This window comes from Kribbella sindirgiensis (assembly GCF_004331435.1).
Taxonomy (GTDB): Bacteria; Actinomycetota; Actinomycetes; order Propionibacteriales; family Kribbellaceae; genus Kribbella; species Kribbella sindirgiensis.
The window spans coordinates 71134-90301 of sequence record NZ_SJKA01000014.1 but is presented as its reverse complement, the minus strand read 5'-3'; the positions used below and the strand labels follow the sequence as shown (position 1 = coordinate 90301).

Genomic DNA, 19168 nt, shown 5'->3' with positions numbered 1-19168 from the left:
GATGCCGATAGCTGTCTATGTCCTCGGGCTGAGCATCTTCGCGCAGGGCACGTCCGAACTGATGCTCGCCGGACTGCTTCCGGAACTCGCGACCGATCTGCACGTCTCGATCCCCCAGGCGGGGCTGCTGATCTCCGCGTTCGCGGTCGGCATGCTCGTCGGCGCCCCGGTCCTCGCGGTCGTCACGCTCACCTGGTCCCGGCGTACGGCGCTGCTCGTCTTCCTCGCGATCTTCGCCCTCACCCATGTCGCGGGCGCCCTGACGTCGAGCTACGCCGTACTGCTCGCGACGCGGATCGTCGGCGCGTTCGTGTACTCCGGGTTCTGGTCGGTGGCCGCGGCGACCGTGGTAGTTCTCGTACCGGCCAATCGCCGCGGGCGGGCGATGAGCGTCGTGACCGGCGGCCTCACGATCGCGACCATCGTGGGTCTCCCGCTCGGCACCGTCCTGGGTCAGCACCTCGGCTGGCAGTCGGCGTTCTGGACCGTCGCCGGCCTGTGCGTGCTCGCGATGGCCGGCGTCGTCGCGACCGTGCCGTCGGACCGGCCCGACGCCGCGAGCACACCGCGGCTCGCAGACGAGTTCCAGGCTCTCCGCAGCACAAGACTGTGGCTGGCCTTCGCCACCACAGCCCTGGTCACCGCCACGATCCTGGTCGTCTTCAGCTACCTGGCCCCGCTGCTGACCCAAACTGCCGGGCTCTCGTCCGGAGCGGTCCCCGCCGTCCTCGCCCTCTACGGTCTCGGGTCCTTCATCGGGATCACGATCGGCGGCCGATTCGCCGACGCGCTGCCGTTCCACACGTTGTTCATCAGCATCACCGGGCTGGTCGTCCTGTCCGCCGCACTTGCACTGACGGCAGGCCTCCCGGTGGTCGCGATCGCCGTGATCGCCCTGCTCGGCGGCTTCGGCTTTGCCGCGAACCCAGCCCTCAACGCCCGCGTGTTCAGCCTGGCCGGGGACGCGCCGACGCTCGCGACCGCGACGAACTTCTCCGCGTTCAACGTCGGGATCACGGCCGGGCCGTGGCTCGGTGGCCTCGCGATCGACGCCGGCGCGGGGTACTCCGCACTCGGCTGGATCGCCGTCGGCACCGGAGCCGCGGCCCTCGCGACCGTACTGCTCGCCGCTCTGCTCCCGGTCAGTTCACCGGACCCTGCGGGTCGAGGTGCGACGGGTCGAAGTCGGGGTGCCGGTTGAACACGTACTTGTTCAGCAGCCAGGTGATGATCCACAGCCCGACGCCGACGAGCATCAGCCAGCCGGCGATCTTGTAGTCCGCCGACGCCCGCCCGGACAACGGGCTCGCCAGGTACACGCACAGGACGACGCCCAGCACCGGCAGCGCGGTCGGCGCGTGGAAGTGCTTGTGCTCGACCCGGTCCCGCCGCAGGACCAGCACCGCGACGTTCACGATCGCGAACACGCACAGCAGCAGGAACGCCGTCGTACCGCCGAGCGCCGCGAGATCGGCGTACCCGATCAGGATGAACGCGAGCAGTGTCGTGAACAGGATCGCGATCCACGGCGTACGGCGCTTGCGCAGCACGCGGCCGAGCGGACCGGGCAGCACCTGCTCGTGCGACATGCCGTACAGCAGGCGGCTGGCCATCAGCATGTTGATCAGCGCCGAGTTCGCGACCGCGAACATCGTGATCCACGCGAACAGTTCGAGCGGGAACCCTGGTGCGCCGGCCTGGACGACCTTGAGCAGCGGCGTCGCGCCCTTGTTCAGCTCGTCCGGTGAGACCAGCGCGACCGCGGAGATCGCGACCAGCACGTAGATGACGCCGGTGATGCACAGCCCGATCAGCATGATCTTCGGGAAGATCCGCACCGGGTCCTTGGTCTCCTCCGCCATGTTCACCGAGTCCTCGAACCCGACCATCGCGAAGAACGCCAGCGCGGTCGCGGCCGTCACCGCGCCGAAGGCCGAATCGCCCTCGGGGGTGTGGAACTCGGTCAGCCGCGAGGTGTCGCCGTCGCCGCCGATCAGCGCCCAGGCGCCGATCGCGATCACGATCAGCAGGCCGCTGAGCTCGACGCAGGTGAGCACGACGTTCGCCTTCACGCTCTCGCCGACGCCACGCAGGTTCACCAGCGCGATCAGGGTCATGAACGCGAGCGCGGTGATCATCAGCAGCGCGCCGCGGTCGGGATCGATGTGCGCGGCGGAGAAGAAGTTCGCCGCGAACGCCTTCGACGCGCTCGACGCCGACGTCAGGCCGGAGCACATCACCGCGAACGTGAGCAGGAAGGTGAGGAAGTGGATCCCGAACGCCTTGTGCGTGTAGACCGCGGCGCCACCGGCCTTCGGGTACTTCGTGACGAGCTCGAGGTAACTGGTCGCGGTCAGCAGGGCGACCACGAACGCGCACAGGAACGGGAGCCAGACCGCACCGCCGACCTCACCGGCGACCTTTCCGGTCAGCGCGTACACCCCGGTCCCGAGGATGTCCCCGACGACGAACAGCAGGAGCAGACCGGGCCCCATGACCCGCTTCAGCTCAGGACGCTCACTTGTTTGCGCTACTGCGGCGGAATCACTCATGAAGGCTCCCCGGAGTCTGTCTGACAGCATGTGGGCCGTGATGCACCTTCGACTCATCGTCCCATCGGACCGCAGTGAGCGCGTCCTGAACACGCTCGTAGCCGACCCTCGAGTCACCAGCATCGTCCGGCTGCCCGGCGCTGCCCGCCGTCCCGAAGGCGATGTCATCGAGTGCGACGTGACCCGCGAGGCCACCTCGGACATCCTCAGCTGGCTCAAGAAGCAGGACCTGTACGACGACGGCGCCGTCGCGCTGGCCTCCGTGGACGCGGCCCCGTCGCGGAACGCCCAGGCCGCGGAGAAGGCGGCGCCCGGCGCACCCGACGACGCGGTCATCTGGGACGCCGTCGTGGACCAGGCGTACAACGAGGCCGGCGGGTCGTGGGTGTACTACGTCTTCCTGACGCTGGCGACGATGATCGCGTCGGTTGCCGTGATCACCGACTCCGCGATCCTGGTCGTCGGCGCGATGGTGGTCGGCCCGGAGTTCGGCGTCGTCGCCGCGCTGGCGGTCGGCCTCTTCCTGCGCAAGGGCGGCCTCACGCAGAGGTCGCTGGCACTGCTCGTGAAGGGGTTCGCGCTGGCGATCGCGCTGACGGCGGTGGCAGCGTTGCTGGCTCGTGCGGTCGGCTGGGTGGACGTCAATGACGTCACGGCGGCGCGGCCGCTGACCGGTTTCATCTGGCGACCGGACAAGTGGTCCGCGGTCGTCGCCGTACTCGCAGGATGTGCCGGTGTCCTGTCGCAGACGGCCGGCCGCGGCAACGCGCTGGTCGGCGTGTTCATCTCGGTCACGACGGTTCCCGCCGCCGGCGACCTGGCGCTGTCCGTCGCGCTGTGGGCGCCACATCAGATCGGCGGGTCCGCGGCGCAGCTCGGCATCAACCTCGCCGGGATGACCGCCGCCGGGGTGGTCACCCTGCTGCTGCAGCGGGTGATCTGGCGCAGTTACCTGAAGGTGAAGCGAAGGACGGGCGCGCGCGTTGAGGCTTGACCAGACGTCCCCTGTCCGATCCGCGCGCGCCCGGCTCAGTCAGACATACCCCACTTGAGGGGTCCCCGCACCTGACGGGGTGTTGACGTATGCCGGACATGGTGCGAACCAGCCAAACCGGTCGAGTCGGTCCAACCGACGAGATAGCCTGATCGGATGCTGGAGTCGGTTGGGGTGGAGCCGTCCGATGAGGAGGCCTACCGCGCGCTGCTGTCGGCGCCGGGCTGCGGCGTCCGCGAACTCGCCGACCGCCTCGGCCGTGACGAGCAGGAGGTCGTCGCGACGGTCGGCCGGCTCGAGAAGCTCGGTCTGCTGACCAGCACCTCCGACGACCCGGTGCGCCTGCTCCCGACCCGTCCCGACGTCGCGGTCGACGCACTGGTCGCCGTACGCCGTGCCGAGCTCGACCGGGTGCGCGCCGAGGCCCGGGTGCTGCTGTCCGAGCTGAGCACGCAGGAGCAGTACCGGCCCGAGAACCTGGTCGAGGTCATCGTCGGCCAGGAGGCGATCGCCGCCCGGTTCGCCCAGCTGCTGAACGGGACCGATCACCAGCTCCTCGTCCTCGACCGGCCGCCGTACGCCGCGCAGGCCGCCGAATCGGACAGCACCGTGCGTGGACTGCTCGGCGACGGGGTCGTCGTCCACGGCATCTACTCCCCCGACTCGCTCGACATCCCCGGCGGCGTCGACGAGGCGTACAGCGCGGCCGACGCCGGTGAGACGTCACGGGTCCATCCGCAGGTGCCGATGAAACTGGCCGTGTTCGACGGCAAGATCGCGCTCCTGCCGCTGTCGGTGGACCAGTTGGTCGACAGCGCGCTCGTCGTGCACCCGTGCGCGCTGCTGGACGCGTTGATCGAGATGTTCTGGCTGCTGTGGGACCAGGCGGTGCCGGTGGTTCCGGCCGCCAAGGCCGACCCGACGGACGCGCGGCTGATGACGCTGCTCGCGGCCGGGTTCAAGGACGACGCGATCGCGCGGCAACTCGCGTTGAGCAGCCGGACCGTCGGCCGCCGGGTGGCCGAGCTGATGGAGACGCTGGGCGCCCGGACCCGGTTCCAGGCCGGCATCCACGCCCAGCGCCGCCACCTGCTCGAGGACTAACAGGTCCCGAGCATCTGCGTCAGTGCAGTCTTCTCCGCGGACTGCAGCGACAGCTTGTACGTGTACTTCACCCAGATCCACTCGCGGGCGTAGATACAGTGCACCGAGGTGTTCGGCGGCTTCCACTCCGACGGGTCCTTGTCACCCTTCGAGCGGTTGCTCGACGCCGTCACCGCGATCAGCTGCGCGATGGTCAGGTTGTTCGCGAACTCCTGACGCTTCGCCTGGGTCCATCCGCTCGCGCCGGACTTCCAGGCCTCCGACAACGGCACGATGTGGTCGATGTCGACGTCCGAGGAGTCGTTCACCCAGGTCGAGTCGTACACGCTGTACCAACGGCCGGCGGTCGGCTGGCAGCTGCTGTCCACGGTCACGCCGGAGCCGTCGCGCTTCAGCACCTCTTCGCGGGTGTCGCAGGTCCCGGACTGGTTGATCCAGTGCGGGAACTTGTCCCGGCTGTAGCCGTCGCTCGAACCTTCCGTCTTCACGGTCAGGCTCGCCAGCTGGGTCGCGGCCGTGCTCGCCGACGGCGGTGTCGGCGGGTACGCCAGCGCCGGTCCGGCACTCAGCGTCCACGCGGTCGCTGCCGCCGCCACGGTTGTCACTAGAGCAGTCGTACGTCGCATCGGTCAGGCCTCCGAGGGTTAGGGCGGATCCCCCCTGACGTTGCTGCCCTACAGCCTTCCCCGATCACAGGCGGTAAGAAACCACCGCGCGATGAAGGCCGTATGAACGTCACTGTCATACCGCGTTCACGCGGCTTCACGGCACCGAAACGCCGGAACGGTATACAGGCGACACCATCCAGTTAAGCCAGTGAGGCGAGTGAGGAGATGCCGATGGCAACCTTCGGTGAGTACGCCGCGTCCCTGCTGCGCTCAGGTCTCGGCCGCCGCGACTTCCTCCGGGCCACCGCGGCTCTCGGCGGTGCGGCCGCCACCACCGGTCTGACCGCCGGTACGGCGAGTGCCGTCGTACCCCGGGAAGTGCTGCAACCGGGCAAGGGCCCGATCCACGGGCGTCACTACCTGCGATCGACGCCGGACCAGGTCCGCTGGGGTTACGTGCCGTCGATCGGCAGCGACCCCGTACTGCGCATGCGGTCCGGGGAGACGGTCACCGTCGACACCGTCTCGCACGAGGGCATCCTCGAAGACCAAGGACGCGACCCGGTCGGGTACTTCGCCGGGCACGGCGTCCGCAGGACATCGGTGCTGGACGACGCGGTCGCCATCGCGCACGACTACGACCGTACGGCGCGGAACTTCGACGTCGACGGCCCGCACGTCGTCACCGGCCCGATCTTCGTCACCGGTGCCGCACCGGGCGACGTCCTCAAGGTCGAGATGCTGTCGATGCTCCCGCGCGTGCCGTACGGCGTGGTGTCGAGCCGCCACGGCAAGGGCGCACTCCCCCGGCTCGCGGGCGGCGGCGTACCGGCCGGGATCACGATCGAGGAGATCATGCCGCCGGTCGCGACGGACGGCCGAGCGACCGGCGATCCGGAGCGGTACGGCAACGTCTCGGTGTTCACGCCGATCCGCGGCCGGCGAGGTGTCATGGCCGGCGGCAACGTGACGTTCCCGCTCAACCCGTTCATGGGGCTGATGGGCGTCGCGTTCGCCGAGGCGTCCGCACCGACCGCGCCCGAGCTGAACTCGATCCCGCCGACCCTCGGCGGCGGCAACATCGACATCAACCTGCTCGGTGAGCGGTCCACGTTCTATCTGCCGGTGTTCGCCGACGGCGCGCTGTTCCATGCCGGCGATCCGCACTTCGCGATGGGCAACGGCGAGGTCGCGCTGACCGCCCTGGAGGGATCGCTGCGGGCCACCTTCCGGCTGACCGTCTGCAAGAAGGGGTCGGGTGACGCACCGTCGGTCGCGTTCGGCTACCCGTTCGCGGAGACGCCGGACGCCTGGGTGCCGATCGGCCTGTCCGACCCCGACGGCAGCCAGAACGGACAGGGCAACGACCTGGACATCGCGATGCGGCGCGCCGTCGTCAACGCGCTCGACTTCCTCGAGACCGACCAGGGCCTGGACCGGGCCGTCGCGTACGCGTACCTGTCAGCGGCCGCCGACTTCGAGGTCTCCCAGGTCGTCGACCGCACGACAGGCGTCCACGGAGTAATCCGCAAGGCCGACTTCGCCTAGTCCTTCTCCACCACGGTCAGGGTCCAGCCGGACGCTGCGCGGTCGAGTTCGGCGTTCCAGCGGTCGCTGATCAGTTTGTGGAGCGACTTCGGCGTGCCGGGGTCCTTGCCGGACTCGAGGAGGTGGCGGGCTACCAGGCCGCGGGTGTGCTTGGCCATGTGTGAGACGACCGAGCGGACGCCGGTGCGTTCGCGGACGACGTTCACCGATACCCACTTGTCCGCCTGGTCGCCGGACGGGCGCCACGCAGCGACGTACATCGAGGAGCGGCAGTCGACGATCACGCCGTCGACGCCGGCCAGTGCGGCGTTCAGCGGGTCGCGCCAGACCGACGCCAGCGGTCCGTGGCCCGGCAGCGTCGTACCCATCGACAGCCGGTACGGCGGGACGCGGTCGGCGGGACGCAGCGCGCCCCAGACCGCGGAGATGACGAGGAGGCGGTTCGCGGCGCGGCGCTTCGTACCGGCGGAGAGCGTGGAGTAGCCGAGGGCGTCGTACAGGACACCTGAGTACAGCTCGGAGACCGGCACGGACGGTTCGGTGCGCCATCTGGTGTTCCGCTCGACCTCGTCGCGCAGCGAAGCCCCGACCTCCAGTACGTCGTGCGCGTCCGCGGAGGCGGAGACCTTCGCCAGCGTCTCGAGCACCTCCTCGCGGACCGGGTTCAGCTCCGGGAACGACAACGTGCCGAGGTCGACGGCACGACCACGCGACCGCCCGGTCTTGCCTTCGGACGGCGGCAGGAGAATCAGGGTCACGTGAGCTCGTCCAGGGCGGCCAGGTCGGCGGCGGTCGGGTCCCAGCGGCCGGCGGCGACGTTCTGCGTGATCTGCTCGGGTGTGGTGGCGCCGGCGATCACCGAGGCGACCGCGGGCTGCGCGGCGAGGCCGCCGATCGCGACGTCGATCATCGACAGGTTCCGTTCGGCCGCAAACGTCTCGAGCGCCTCGATCTTGTCGAAGTCGGCGCGCGCCAGCCGCTCGGGCTGGGTCGCGAGCCGGGAGCCGTCGGGCGCCGCCGTACCGCGCTGGTACTTGCCGGAGAGCAGACCGGACGCGAGCGGGAAGAACGGCAGGATCCCGAGGCCGAGATGCTCGCAGGCCGGGGCCAGCTCGTCCTCGACGTCGCGCTCGAGCAGCGAGTACTGGTTCTGGGCACTGATGAAGTGCTCCAGACCGTTCGACCGGGCGGTCCAGTCGGCGTCGACCACCTGCCAGGCCGCGAACTGCGAGCTGCCGATGTACCTGACCTTGCCCTCGGCAACCAGTTCGGACAGCGCCGCGAGGGTCTCCTCGATCGGCGTCACCGGGTCCGGGAAGTGCAGCTGGTAGAGATCGATCCAGTCGGTGCCGAGCCGCTGCAGACTCGACTCGACCGCCTTGCGGATGTACCGGCGGGAGCCGCGGACGCCCCAGTCGGGCCCGTTGACACCGCCCAGGTCACCGCCGAACTTGGTCGCGATCACGACCTCGTCGCGGCGCGCGCCGAGCGCCTTGCCGAGCAGTTCCTCGCTGAACCCGTGCTCGCCGCGGTAGATGTCCGCGGTGTCGAACAACGTGATCCCCGCGTCGACCGCGGCGTTCACCACCGCGTCCGTCCGGCCCGCATCGAGCCGCCGCCCGAAGTTGTTGCACCCCAGCCCCACGACGCTGACAGTCAGCCCAGAGTCGCCCAGTTGCCGGTACTCCATATCGCTCATGTGCTCAGACTAGTCTCGGCATACAGTGGCCCTCATGCCGAGTCTCACCGTCGACGGCGCCCGCACTCGGGCCGCCGCGCTCTCCGTCCAGTCGTACGACGTCGACCTCGACCTCACCCAGGGCGAGCGGACGTTCGGGTCCGCCACCACGATCAGGTTCAAGGCGTCCAGTCCTTCGACCTGGGTCGACGTGAAACCCGACGAGCTGATCTCCGTGACGCTCAACGGTACGTCGGTCGACGTCGCCGGACTGAACGACGGGCGGCTCGAGCTGACCGGCCTGCAGCCCGAGAACGAACTCGTCGTGGTCGCCTCGATGCTGTACTCGCACGACGGCGAGGGACTGCACCGCGCGGTCGACGCCGCCGACGGGCTCGCCTACACGTACGCGATGTCCTTCCTCGACGCCGGCCCGCGGATCTTCGCGTGCTTCGACCAGCCGGACCTCAAGGCGCCGTACCGCTTCAAGGTCACCGCTCCGGAGGAATGGCTCGTGCTCGGCAACGGCGCCGCGACGCAGGTCTCCCCCGGTCGCTGGGAGTTGGCCGAGACCAAGCCGCTGTCGACGTACTTCGTCACCGTGGTCGCCGGGCCGTACCACCAGATCACCGACGCGCACGACGGCATCGCGCTCAGCGTCGTCTCGCGGCAGTCGCTGAAGGACGCGCTCGAGCGGGAGGCCGCGGACATCTTCGAGGTCACCAAGCGGTCCTTCGACGCGTACCACCGGATGTTCGGGTACCGGTACCCGTTCGGCGACTACCACCAGGCGTTCGTCCCCGAGTTCAACGCCGGCGCGATGGAGAACCCGGGCTGCGTCACGTTCCGGGACCAGATGGTGTTCCGCTCCGCGGTCACCGACGGCGAGCGCAGCCAGCGCGCGCGGACCATCGTGCACGAGATGGCGCACCAGTGGTTCGGCGACACCGTGACGATGAAGTGGTGGAACGACCTCTGGCTGAACGAGTCGTTCGCCGAGTACATGGCGCACCGGGTGTCGACCGAGGCGACCCGGTACTCCGACAACTGGATCGACTTCGCCTACATGCGCAAGTGGTGGGGTCTGCAGGCCGACCAGCGGTCCTCGACCCACCCGGTCGCCGCCGACGCGGTCAAGGACGCGCTCGCCTCGCTCGACGACTTCGACGGGATCTCGTACGCGAAGGGCGCCGCGGTCCTCAAGCAACTCGCGGCGTACCTCGGTGACGACGTGTTCCTGGCCGGCGTGAACGCGCACATCGCCGCCAACGAGTTCGGCAACGCGACGTTCGCCGACCTGGTCGCGAAGTGGACCGACGCCGGCGCGGTCGGTCTGGACGACTGGGCGCAGGCCTGGCTGCGCACACCCGGCCTCGACACGATCAGCGTGTCCCGCACAGCCACCGGATTCACGCTGCACCGGAAGGCGCCCGAGGCCTACCCGGCGGCCCGGCCGCACAAGCTGACGGTCGGCGGGTACGACTCCGAGGGCCGGCGTACGGCGGTCGACGTACTGATCGACGCCGACGAGGTGGACGTCGACCTCGACCCGTCGCTCGCGGTCGTGATTCCGGACGCGGGTGACGACAGCTGGGCGAAGATCCGGCTCGACTCCGTGAGCCTGGAGAACCTGGCGGCGTTGCTGCCGAAGATCGAGGACGGTGTGACGCGGGCCGTCATTCTGAACAGCGTGCGGGACGCCGTCGCCGACGCGGAGCTCGACCCGAGAACCGGGTTCGACGTCGTCCTCGGGATGCTCCCCACCGAGACCAGCGACATCGCGGTCGGGACGCTGCTCAACTGGGCGAACACCCACCTGCTCGGCGTCTACCTGCCGTACGAGCCGTACCGCGGGCAACTGGCCGACGTACTGAGTGCGCGGCTGGAGACCGTCGAGGCCGGAAGCAGCGTGCAGCTGTCGGTGGCCCGCGGGTTGGCGCGGTTCAGCGACGACACCGCCCGGTTGCAGGGCTGGCTCGCGGGCGACGGCGTACCCGAAGGCGTCACGATGGACGCCGACCTGCGCTGGATCGTGACGCTGCAGCTCGCCCGTCTCGGCGCCATCGGCGAGGCCGAGATCGACGCCGAGCTCGCACGGGACTCCTCGTCCGAGGGCATCGTGCACGCCACGCGGTGCCGGGCCGCGTTGCCGACGGCGGCCGCGAAGGAGCGGGCGTGGACGCAGATCACCACCGACGCCGACATCGCGAACTACGAGCTCTACGCCGCGTGCGAAGGGTTCTGGCACCCGACCCAGGCCGAGCTCACCGCGTCGTACGTCGACCGGTTCTTCGCCGAGATCCCCGGCACCGAGAAGCTCCGCTCCGGCTGGGTCGTGGGGACCAGCGCGCAAGGTGCGTTCCCCCGGTACGCGGTCGAGCAGCGGGTGGTCGACCGGGCCGCGGACCTGATCGCCGACGAGTCCGTGGCGGCCGCGATCCGGCGGGCCGTCGGGGACCGCGCGGACGACCTGAAGCGTGCGCTTGCGGTGCGTTCGGCGTTCTGAACGAGCTGTAGAGCTGACGGATGGTTAGCGGTCACACCGTGTTGTGACTACTGTGACTGGTGTGATCAGGAGGACCCTGATGACCAGGCAAGATGGGTATTCGTGACGTAACCTCCACAATGACCGCACGGCACGGCGCGCCGGTCTTGGTCAGGCTCAGCGTCCGGGAGAGACTGTCTAGAACCGCACAGGAGAACAAGGTCAATGCGCGAGGCGAGACTCGTCGGTCTGAGCCAGGATGGGAAACAGCTCATCGTGGCCATGGCAGAGACGGGTGAGGAGTTCGCCGTACCGGTCGACGACCGGTTGCGTGCGGCCCTCCGCGGCGACCGTGCCCGACTCGGCCAGCTGGAGATTCAAATGGAGAGCGCGCTGCGCCCACGAGACATCCAGGCTCGTATCCGCGCCGGCGAAAGTCCCGAGGCAGTCGCTGCCGTCGCCCAGATGCCGATGGAACGCGTCATGGCGTTCGCCGGTCCGGTGCTGGCCGAGCGGGACCACATCGCCAGCCTCGCGCAGCGTGCCTCCGTCCGTCGTCGCGGTGGCGGTGACGCACCCACGCGGAACCTCGGCGCGTGGGTCACCGACCGGCTGCGGACCCGGCAGGTCGACCCGGCCTCGGCCGAGTGGGACGCGTGGCGCCGCGAGGACGGCCGCTGGGCGGTCCGGGTCTCGTACTTCGTCGAGTCCGAGGACAGTGCCGATACCGGGGCGGAGCAGAAGGACGAGAAGATCGCGATGTTCGCGTACGACGCCCCAGGGCGGTACGCGGTGCCCGACGACGACGAGGCGCGGTGGCTCGTCGGCGAGCAGGCACAGGTGACGACGACCACCCCGGTCCAGCCGCAGCCTGGTGAGCGGCGGCTCGCGGCGGTCGCTGACATCGACCCGCTGATCGCACCCGACCACGGCGCCGACAGCTACGAAGCCGGCTTCGAGGACACCGTCGGCCTCCGCCGCCGAAACCACCCTGCCCCCCGCGGCGGCGGGCGTGACACGGACGGCGACGGCCGAGAGTTCGGCCTGGAATCCCGCGATGGTGGACGGGAGTACCCGCGTGAGGTTGCGCGGGAGAGTTCGCGTGAAACCGACCGGGGTCCGCGGCGGGTGCACTCGGTGCCGAACCCGGACGAGGAGCCGACGCTGATCGACGTACCGGTCGACCAGCCCCCGGCGCCACGCCCCGCGGTCCGCGCCGTCGAACGCCCCGCCGACCCAGCCGCCTTCGCCTCCCCCGCCGCGCCGGAGGACCGCCCTGAGCCTGCTCGCCCGGAGCGCACGGAACCAGCGCCCCGTCCAGCAGCCCGTACGTCGGAGCCTCGCCGCCCGGACCCGGCACCCAGCTCCTCTCCCGAACCGAAGACTCCCGAGCAGCCCCCGGCAGCGAGCGCACAGCCGGCCCAGCCCGACAACGCCGAGCCCGCAACCGACGACACCTCGGCCGAGCCCAAGAAGAAGCCTGCCCGCCGAGGCAAGCGCGCCAGCGTCCCCAGCTGGGACGAAATCATGTTCGGCAAGAAGGCCGACTGAACCCGCGGTCCCGTAGTTTCACGGACCGTGCCCACCGACCTCGAACTAGCCGCGCTGGCGGCCGCGAACCTCGCCGTACGACGAGACCCGGCCGCCGCCGACGCCGTGGAGACATGCCGTACGGCGCTCGCAGATCAGGTGCCGGACGGACAGCGGATCGCGCTCCTCGTCGGCTGGGGCTACCTCGCCCTCGACGAACCGACCGAGGCCTGGGAATGCTTCCGCGCAGCCGTCTCCTACGAGACCGAGCCGCATCTGACCGACCGAGCAGCCCTCCTCGCCGGCCTCCTAGCCGCCCGCGAACTCGAAGCACCTGCTCTCGCCGGCGCCTGGTACCGCGCGTCCACCGAGCTCATCACCGTCCTGGACCAGATCAACTTCACGGATGACCTGACCACTCGTCTCACCGACGACCTGATCTGGCCCGATCACCCAGAACTCCGCGCCGACGTCCTCCCGCACCTGGTCGAGTCGCTCGATGCACGGAGCCGATCCCTGGCGGCCCTGACGCTCTACGCCGTGCACCATGCCAACGGCGACTCCGACGCCGCCGTTCGAGCAGCCTGGCAGGTCGTCCGCCTCGGGCATCCGACGTACCTGGCCGCGGCCTGGCTCGGGATCGCAGAGACGCTCATCAAGCAAGGCGACACCGCGACAGCCGCCAAGGCCTGCCAGGAGGCCCGCACCGCCGAAGGCCGTTTCAGTGCGCGGCTCCTGCTGGGACTGGCCGAAGGCTCGGAGCCGGACGTGCAGACCCAGGCCGAGATGCTCCTCGGCACGTTGCAGGGCGACTACTCGAAGCTGGCCGAGTACAAGCTCTCCGAGCAGCACCAGGACGCGATCTTCGAGCTCGGGCTGCGGGCCAAGGATCGGCGCGATCTGCCGGAGGCGACGCGGTGGTTCCGTCAGTACATCGAGGCAGGCTACGCGGCTCATCCGCTGGCGGCCGCCCATCTCGGCGAGCTGGCCTACTGGGTGGGCGACAAGCAGACCGCGCTCCACTGGTACCAGTACACGCTGGACCACACCGACCTCCCCGTCCTGGTCGAGGAAGCCGAACAACGGATGGCCGAACTGCGAGCGTCCTAGGTGGTGCTGAGGCGACTGAGCGACTGCATCGCGTCTCGCTCGATCCTGGACAGGTCCGCGAGAATCGAGCCCGCCTTCACCAGGTACTGGGGATCGAGTGACTCGCCGGCCGTGGCGATCAACCCTGCGACCTCGGTCCACAACGCGGCCGCTTCGCCGTACAGCCGGTGTCCGGTGCGCAGGTCGGCGCTGTCGAGCAGTTCGGTGCACTCGCCGAGAAAGTCGCGGTAGAGGTTCCGGAACAGAGCCCCGCCTGTGCCCGCCTTCTCCATCAAGAGCGCAGCCTGTGGCAGATCCCGCGCCGGGTCATCAGTCCGCTCGAGCCAGATGCGTACAAGCTTGCCGGCCTTCTCGATCCCGCGGTGACCTAGGTTCGCAATCGGCGGGTGCAGAAACGCGTCGGCGCACGCCGTGATCGCAGGAACGATCTGCACCGACGGCTCCCTGGGAGCAGACAGTGTGAAGGACCGGTGCTTGGCGGTCATCGGTCCGCGCGCCGCCCTGGCTTCCGCGAGACTGGTGCGGCTGGTCGATACCGCTCCGCCTTGCTGGTCGGTGTCCAACAGGTACGCGTTCTGGTCGTCGTACCCATGCATCGCCACGACATGACCACCGAAGTGCACCTTCGAGCTGAAGGACTCCAGGTAGTAGCTGTCGAGCTGCAGACCGACCGGTTGACCGGCGTCGATCGAGGCCGCGACGTTCGCCCAGGCCTTCCGCGGCGAGGTCGTCTCTTGGACCAGCAGCTCCAGCTTGAGGGTCCGCGCCAGGTTCCTGGTGAGCTCGAACGGCTTCACCCGTCCCCCGAGGAAGGGAAAGCCGACGCTCTTGCTGTCCCAGTAGATGAAGGACAGACCGGCGCCGAGCCCGAAAAGCATGGCCTCGGACAGATCCACGCCCTGGTGCCGGAGTAGCACGCCGAGCGCAGTCGTCTCGCAGTGCTGGCCGCCTCGGGCTTCGACATCGATAGACACACCCGCATCATGGACCCTCCGGCAACCGGAGACTCCAGTCCCTTGCTGACACATCACGGACAGTCGTCCCAGATCGCGGACGGTGTTTGGCGGTAGACCCGGGGTGCTGTCATGATCGTCGGCATGCAGATGCTGTGTTGTTGCTGTTGTCGCTGACGCGCGCCGACTCTCCGGCGCACGAGGCCCTGACCTTTCCGTGGCCCGCCCGCCGACACAGCACTCACAGGAATTCGCATGAATCTCCCGGCTCTCGCCGATCTGCTCGCATCTCGTGGTCTCCGGCTCCTTCCCGGTTCGTACGCCGTACCGGTCGAGCTGCTCGTCCAGCTGCCCGACGCCACGATCGTCCAGTTCACCGCCCGCGGCACGACACTGCGGCTGCGTAGCTACTCCCCCGACGCGCTGACCGCGATCACGATCCCCGCCGAGTGCGGCTGCGGCGACCACCACCCGCAGACCGGCCCCACCCGCGTCACCCTCAGCCGGTACGCCGTACCGCTGGCCGAGCGCACCGTCGACGGCGAACTCGAGTTCGGTTGGCGCCACCACGAAGCCGGCCTCCTCCCTCTGGCCGACGCCACCACCCACTTCCTCGATCTCCTCGAAACCCTCCACACCCGAACCCTCGTCGGCGTCGCCTGACAACGCAGCGTTGGACGTTCTCCGGTCAGCCGACTGCCGCGGGAGGCGACACCTTCCGGGGGTTGTGGACAGGAAAGACCGGCTCTTGTGACCGATATGTGGGTGGTCGGCCCGGCCCCGGGCGCCTGAGTGTGCGTTTTCGACAGTACGTGTCGAGTGGATGGGTAGTGCACCTGAGCGTGATCGCGCCCGCGCGTACGGCGTCTCGCCGGTGCTCTACCTGTCGATCCGCCGGTACCCCCGCCCGCCCGCCCCGTTTCCCCCCCGCCCCCCCGCAAACCCCGTCCCTGCTCGGGGCTCCCCAAACCAGTTCGGGGAGCCCCACACCCCGAAAACAGCAGGTGATCCGCCCCAAACCGGTTTGGGGAGCTCCGTACCCCTCGGGAAGTCGTGCGCCGGGGAAGTCGTGGGTGGCAGGTGTGCGTTTGCTCTGCTGCCCGGTCCAGGGGCGAATCCCGGCAACCGAGGACACGCACCGGCGTACCGGGAACAGGCAATGGTGACTGGGGACAGGCAATACCAGGTGCCTACCCACCATTGCCTGTTCCCAGATCCCAGACCGGGTGATCACCACCCACACAGCGGACAGGAGAGCCGGAATACCAAGTGCGACCTGTGTCGTGGCCCTGCGCGGGGTCAGGGGCGGCGGTGGGCGGGTTCGGTCGCGTCGAAGTGCTCGCGGGCCGCCTGCACCTTGGTGAGGTTGGGGGACCATTCGGCGAGGGAGTGGAAGAGTGGCGCGAGGCTGCGGCCGAGGGGGCTGATGTCGTACTCGACGCGAGGCGGGACCTCCGCGTGGTACGTGCGGGTGACCAGGCCGTCGCGTTCGAGCTGGCGGAGGCGCTGGGTGAGGACCTTCGGCGTGATCGTCCCGATCCGGCGCTGCAGCTCGACGAACCGCTGGCGCCCGTACTCGTTCAGCGTCCACAGGATCGGCGTCGTCCACCGACTGAAGACCAGGTCGACGACCGGCGCGATCGGACAGGCCTGGGCGGGATCAATCTCTGTGGTCTCCTTCACAAACCCAATACTATCCTCTAGGTACCTACTATCCCGCCGCCAGTAGCGTCGTCGCCATGATCGTGATCACCGGAGCAACCGGCAACGTAGGCCGCCCCCTCGTCCAGACCCTGACCGCCGCCGGCGAGGACGTCGTCCCCGTCTCGCGCCACCTCGAGAACCACGGCGCCGGCCACCAGGCCGACCTCACCAATCCCGCTTCCCTGAAGCCCGCACTGGACGGCGCGAAGGCCGTCTTCCTCCTCACCTCCGCCGACTTCCTTGCCAACGGCAACCTCCAGGACGTCGTCGACGTGATCCGCGACGCCGGCGTACCGCGGGTGGTCCTGCTGTCGTCCCAGGGCGTCGGCACCAAGCGCCACCCCTCGATCCACGAGGACGCGGTGACCGGATCGGGCCTCGACTGGACGATCCTGCGCCCCGGCAACTTCGCCAGCAACGCGTTCGCCTGGGCGGATCCGGTCCGCACCCAGCGCGCCCTCGCCGCCCCGTTCGCCGACGTCGCCCTCCCCGCCGTCGACCCGCAGGACATCGCCGAGGTAGCCGCCGCCGCTCTGCGGGACAGCAGCCACAACGGCGCGATCTACACCCTCACCGGTCCCGAGCCGATCTCCCCGCGTCAGCAGGCCGCAGTCATCGAGCAGGCCATCGGCGAGCCGATCGACTTCACTGAGCTCACCCGCGACCAGGCGCGCGCCAACATGCTCACCTTCATGCCGGCACCTGTCGTCGAGGCCACCCTCGACGTCCTCGGTACGCCGTCCCCGGCCGAGCAGCAGGTCAGTCCCGACGTCGAGAACGTACTGGGCCGCCCGCCGCGCGCGTTCGCGGACTGGGTCAGCCGGAACGTGGCGGCGTTCCGCTGACCAACGGCAGGAACACGTCGTCGACCAGCGACACGAGGGTCGAGGCCGGCACCGGGTCGCGGGTGAACAGCATCTCGTGACGCAGCAGGTTGGTGGGCGCGGTGAGCACCCGTTCGGGAACGTCCGCGGTCGGGATCTCACCGCGCTCCGCCGCCTGCTTCACGATGGTCGCCATCACGCCGGCCATCCCCGTGAACGCCTCTTGATCCAGGTCCGGCGCCTCGGAGAGCAGTCCGTGAAAGATGTCCGGCCCGATGACCGCGAACCGGTCGGTCATCCGCTGCAGCACTTCCAGTACGTCGTCGCGCAGGCTGCCCGTGTCCGGGATGTCGTCGATGATCGAGCCGGTGCGGTACCGCATCGCCGCGATCACGAGCTCCGCGCGATTCCGCCACCGCCGGTACAGCACCTGCTTGCCGGTGTGCGCCCGCGCCGCGACGGCCTCCATCGTCAGCCGCGCGTACCCGGACTCCAGGACCTCGTCCCAGGCCGCGTCGAGCAGCGCCGCCTCGAGCTCCGCACCGCGCCGCCGCTCCATGCACCCTCCAAAAAGAGACCTTGCGTCTCTTAACGATTCGAGCCTACTCTGAAAACCGTAAGAGACGCAACGTCTCTAAGGAGCCGCTCGAATGACCACCACCACGGACCGCCTCGACCGGTCGGTCCTCAAACTCGCCGCCGTGCTCGTCCTCGGCGCCCTCGCCCCGCTGCTCGACAGCACCATCGTCACCGTCGCGCTCCACACCCTCGGCGCCAACCTGCACGCCTCGGTCGCCACGGTCCAATGGGTCAGTACGGCGTACCTGCTCGCGCTGGCCATGGCGGTGCCGATCACCGGCTGGTCGGCGAACCGCTTCGGCGCCAAACGGATGTGGATCGTCGCGCTCGGACTGTTCCTCGCCGGATCGATGCTGTGCGGTGCGGCCTGGAACATCGGCTCGCTGATCGCGTTCCGCGTCCTCCAGGGCATCGGCGGCGGCTTGATGCTGCCGATCCTGCAGACCTTGCTGATGCGCGCCGCCGGCCGCGACCGGATCGGCCGGCTGATGGCCGTCGTCACGCTGCCCGCGACACTCGGCCCGATCCTCGGACCGGTGATCGGCGGCGTTCTGGTCGGTCACCTCGACTGGCGCTGGATCTTCTACGTCAACGCACCGATCTGCCTCGCCGCGATCATCCTCGCGGTACGTACCCTCACGCCTGACCCGCCGGCGACGGCAGCGCGTCTCGACGTCCTCGGTCTGCTGCTGGTCTCCCCCGCCCTCGCCGCGATCATCTACGGCCTCAGCCAAGTCAGCGACCACGGCTTCGGTCAGCCCGCCGTACTCGTACCACTCGCCATCGGCGTACTGCTCCTGGCAGCCTTCGTACTGCGACGCGCCGCGGAGCCGCTCATCGACCTCGCACTCTTCCGCACGAGATCGTTCGCCGCCTCCACCGCGCTGATGTTCCTCACCGGCTTCGGTCTGTACGGCGCGATGCTGCTCCTCCCGCTCTTCTACCAGCAGGGCCCGCGGTGAGACGGTGACTACCGCCGGCCTGCTCCTCGTACCGCAGGGAATCGGCAGCCTGCTCGCCCGTACCGCCGGCGGCCTCACGGATCGCCTCGGCCCGCGCCCGGTCGTCCTTGCGGGGATCGTCCTCACCACCCTCGGGACCATCCCGTTCGCGGTCGACGGCGCGTCGTACTGGCTGCTCGGGGTCGCGCTGGTGATTCGCGGCGCCGGGTTGAGCGGGGTCAATCTCGCGGTGATGGTCGGCGCCTTCCGCGACCTCGAGCCGGCGCAGATCCCGCACGCGAGCAGTACGACGCGGATCATGCAGCAGCTCGGCGGCGCGTTCGGCGCGGCAACCCTCGCCGTCGTCCTGCAGAGTCAGCTCACCGGGCACCACGCGTCGACGGCGTACGCGCACAGCTTCGGATGGGCGATCGGGTTCACCGTCCTGGCCGCCGCACCGGCGTTCTTCCTGCCCCGGCGCCGGACTCTTGAATAAGTAACACGCTTGGTTTAACTTATCCGCGCAGTTGATCTTCCGGTCCGCCACCTGGAGGTTTC

General features: G+C 69.3%; 18 protein-coding genes. 11 read left to right on the top strand and 7 right to left on the bottom strand.

The genetic code is table 11. The features are described from left to right. Nucleotide 1 precedes the first annotated feature (1 nt). The gene (locus tag E0H50_RS31785; protein WP_131294524.1) at nucleotides 2–1201 is read left to right on the top strand and encodes a Cmx/CmrA family chloramphenicol efflux MFS transporter; all 1200 of its coding nucleotides are present in this window, start codon (nucleotides 2–4) and stop codon (nucleotides 1199–1201) included. Here the strand turns inward: E0H50_RS31785 and E0H50_RS31780 are convergent. Further along, a complete protein-coding gene (locus E0H50_RS31780; protein ID WP_131294522.1) occupies nucleotides 1143–2552 on the bottom strand; it encodes an APC family permease in 1410 nt (469 codons plus the stop codon). The genes E0H50_RS31785 and E0H50_RS31780 overlap by 59 nt on opposite strands. Nucleotides 2553–2592: 40 nt before the next feature. Between E0H50_RS31780 and E0H50_RS31775 the strand changes: the two genes are divergently transcribed. Both E0H50_RS31775 and E0H50_RS31770 read left to right on the top strand, forming a co-directional pair. After that, a complete protein-coding gene (locus E0H50_RS31775) occupies nucleotides 2593–3546 on the top strand; it encodes a DUF389 domain-containing protein (protein WP_131294520.1) in 954 nt (317 codons plus the stop codon). Between the two features lie 156 nt (nucleotides 3547–3702). Beyond that, on the top strand, nucleotides 3703–4650 hold the full coding sequence (locus E0H50_RS31770; RefSeq protein ID WP_131294518.1) for a MarR family transcriptional regulator: 948 nt from the start codon (nucleotides 3703–3705) through the stop codon (nucleotides 4648–4650). On the opposite strand, the gene E0H50_RS31765 is transcribed toward E0H50_RS31770, so the two are convergent. Beyond that, complete coding sequence (locus E0H50_RS31765; protein WP_238151482.1) at nucleotides 4647–5255, bottom strand: HNH endonuclease family protein; 609 nt, start codon at nucleotides 5253–5255, stop codon at nucleotides 4647–4649. The two genes, E0H50_RS31770 and E0H50_RS31765, sit on opposite strands and share 4 nt — an antisense overlap. Before the next feature lie 234 nt (nucleotides 5256–5489). On the opposite strand from E0H50_RS31765, the gene E0H50_RS31760 reads away from it, so the two are divergent. Next, complete coding sequence (locus tag E0H50_RS31760; RefSeq protein ID WP_131294514.1) at nucleotides 5490–6806, top strand: acetamidase/formamidase family protein; 1317 nt, start codon at nucleotides 5490–5492, stop codon at nucleotides 6804–6806. Here E0H50_RS31760 and E0H50_RS31755 read toward each other — a convergent pair. Both E0H50_RS31755 and E0H50_RS31750 read right to left on the bottom strand, forming a co-directional pair. Then, nucleotides 6803–7564, bottom strand: coding sequence for a YaaA family protein (locus E0H50_RS31755; protein WP_131294512.1), 762 nt, complete (start codon nucleotides 7562–7564; stop codon nucleotides 6803–6805). The genes E0H50_RS31760 and E0H50_RS31755 overlap by 4 nt on opposite strands. Then, nucleotides 7561–8505, bottom strand: a complete 945-nt coding sequence (locus E0H50_RS31750; RefSeq protein ID WP_202868416.1) for an aldo/keto reductase — start codon at nucleotides 8503–8505, stop codon at nucleotides 7561–7563. Before E0H50_RS31750 ends, E0H50_RS31755 begins: the two co-directional genes overlap by 4 nt. Before the next feature lie 34 nt (nucleotides 8506–8539). Here E0H50_RS31750 and pepN point away from each other — a divergent pair, with 34 nt between their 5' ends. The 3 genes from pepN to E0H50_RS31735 all read left to right on the top strand — a co-directional run bounded on the left by pepN (nucleotide 8540) and on the right by E0H50_RS31735 (nucleotide 13609). Next, nucleotides 8540–10990, top strand: coding sequence for an aminopeptidase N (pepN, locus tag E0H50_RS31745; RefSeq protein ID WP_131294510.1), 2451 nt, complete (start codon nucleotides 8540–8542; stop codon nucleotides 10988–10990). Between the two features lie 204 nt (nucleotides 10991–11194). Continuing rightward, nucleotides 11195–12520 (top strand): septation protein SepH, encoded by a 1326-nt coding sequence (gene sepH / locus E0H50_RS31740; protein ID WP_131294509.1) that lies wholly within the window; start codon nucleotides 11195–11197, stop codon nucleotides 12518–12520. 27 nt (nucleotides 12521–12547) lie between these two features. Further along, nucleotides 12548–13609: a hypothetical protein gene (locus tag E0H50_RS31735; RefSeq protein ID WP_131294507.1), complete on the top strand. Its 1062-nt coding sequence runs from the start codon at nucleotides 12548–12550 to the stop codon at nucleotides 13607–13609. Here E0H50_RS31735 and E0H50_RS31730 read toward each other — a convergent pair. Continuing rightward, nucleotides 13606–14583 (bottom strand): BtrH N-terminal domain-containing protein, encoded by a 978-nt coding sequence (locus E0H50_RS31730; RefSeq protein WP_238151479.1) that lies wholly within the window; start codon nucleotides 14581–14583, stop codon nucleotides 13606–13608. The two genes, E0H50_RS31735 and E0H50_RS31730, sit on opposite strands and share 4 nt — an antisense overlap. A gap of 234 nt (nucleotides 14584–14817) precedes the next feature. Here E0H50_RS31730 and E0H50_RS31725 point away from each other — a divergent pair, with 234 nt between their 5' ends. Next, nucleotides 14818–15225: a hypothetical protein gene (locus tag E0H50_RS31725; RefSeq protein ID WP_131294502.1), complete on the top strand. Its 408-nt coding sequence runs from the start codon at nucleotides 14818–14820 to the stop codon at nucleotides 15223–15225. A gap of 636 nt (nucleotides 15226–15861) precedes the next feature. On the opposite strand, the gene E0H50_RS31720 is transcribed toward E0H50_RS31725, so the two are convergent. Continuing rightward, entirely contained in the window at nucleotides 15862–16245 is a 384-nt protein-coding gene (locus E0H50_RS31720; protein WP_165547361.1) for a winged helix-turn-helix transcriptional regulator, read from the bottom strand. A 56-nt stretch (nucleotides 16246–16301) separates the two neighbouring features. Between E0H50_RS31720 and E0H50_RS31715 the strand changes: the two genes are divergently transcribed. Further along, nucleotides 16302–17111: an NAD(P)H-binding protein gene (locus E0H50_RS31715; RefSeq protein WP_131294500.1), complete on the top strand. Its 810-nt coding sequence runs from the start codon at nucleotides 16302–16304 to the stop codon at nucleotides 17109–17111. On the opposite strand, the gene E0H50_RS31710 is transcribed toward E0H50_RS31715, so the two are convergent. Then, nucleotides 17083–17649, bottom strand: a complete 567-nt coding sequence (locus tag E0H50_RS31710) for a TetR/AcrR family transcriptional regulator (protein ID WP_131294498.1) — start codon at nucleotides 17647–17649, stop codon at nucleotides 17083–17085. The two genes, E0H50_RS31715 and E0H50_RS31710, sit on opposite strands and share 29 nt — an antisense overlap. Before the next feature lie 91 nt (nucleotides 17650–17740). Between E0H50_RS31710 and E0H50_RS31705 the strand changes: the two genes are divergently transcribed. Both E0H50_RS31705 and E0H50_RS43575 read left to right on the top strand, forming a co-directional pair. Further along, entirely contained in the window at nucleotides 17741–18631 is an 891-nt protein-coding gene (locus E0H50_RS31705; protein ID WP_202868415.1) for a DHA2 family efflux MFS transporter permease subunit, read from the top strand. Between the two features lie 4 nt (nucleotides 18632–18635). Continuing rightward, nucleotides 18636–19106 (top strand): MFS transporter, encoded by a 471-nt coding sequence (locus E0H50_RS43575; RefSeq protein WP_202868414.1) that lies wholly within the window; start codon nucleotides 18636–18638, stop codon nucleotides 19104–19106. The last annotated feature ends 62 nt before the right edge of the window (nucleotides 19107–19168 follow it).

Bases quoted from the DNA above. Each gene is read 5' to 3' on its own strand.
- E0H50_RS31785 (WP_131294524.1), top strand. From the start codon at position 2: ATGCCGATAGCTGTCTATGTCCTCGGGCTGAGCATCTTCGCGCAGGGC.
- E0H50_RS31780 (WP_131294522.1), bottom strand. From the start codon at position 2,552: ATGAGTGATTCCGCCGCAGTAGCGCAAACAAGTGAGCGTCCTGAGCTG.
- E0H50_RS31775 (WP_131294520.1), top strand. From the start codon at position 2,593: ATGCACCTTCGACTCATCGTCCCATCGGACCGCAGTGAGCGCGTCCTG.
- E0H50_RS31770 (WP_131294518.1), top strand. From the start codon at position 3,703: ATGCTGGAGTCGGTTGGGGTGGAGCCGTCCGATGAGGAGGCCTACCGC.
- E0H50_RS31760 (WP_131294514.1), top strand. From the start codon at position 5,490: ATGGCAACCTTCGGTGAGTACGCCGCGTCCCTGCTGCGCTCAGGTCTC.
- E0H50_RS31750 (WP_202868416.1), bottom strand. From the start codon at position 8,505: ATGAGCGATATGGAGTACCGGCAACTGGGCGACTCTGGGCTGACTGTC.
- pepN (WP_131294510.1), top strand. From the start codon at position 8,540: ATGCCGAGTCTCACCGTCGACGGCGCCCGCACTCGGGCCGCCGCGCTC.
- sepH (WP_131294509.1), top strand. From the start codon at position 11,195: ATGCGCGAGGCGAGACTCGTCGGTCTGAGCCAGGATGGGAAACAGCTC.
- E0H50_RS31725 (WP_131294502.1), top strand. From the start codon at position 14,818: ATGAATCTCCCGGCTCTCGCCGATCTGCTCGCATCTCGTGGTCTCCGG.
- E0H50_RS31715 (WP_131294500.1), top strand. From the start codon at position 16,302: ATGATCGTGATCACCGGAGCAACCGGCAACGTAGGCCGCCCCCTCGTC.
- E0H50_RS31710 (WP_131294498.1), bottom strand. From the start codon at position 17,649: ATGGAGCGGCGGCGCGGTGCGGAGCTCGAGGCGGCGCTGCTCGACGCG.
- E0H50_RS31705 (WP_202868415.1), top strand. From the start codon at position 17,741: ATGACCACCACCACGGACCGCCTCGACCGGTCGGTCCTCAAACTCGCC.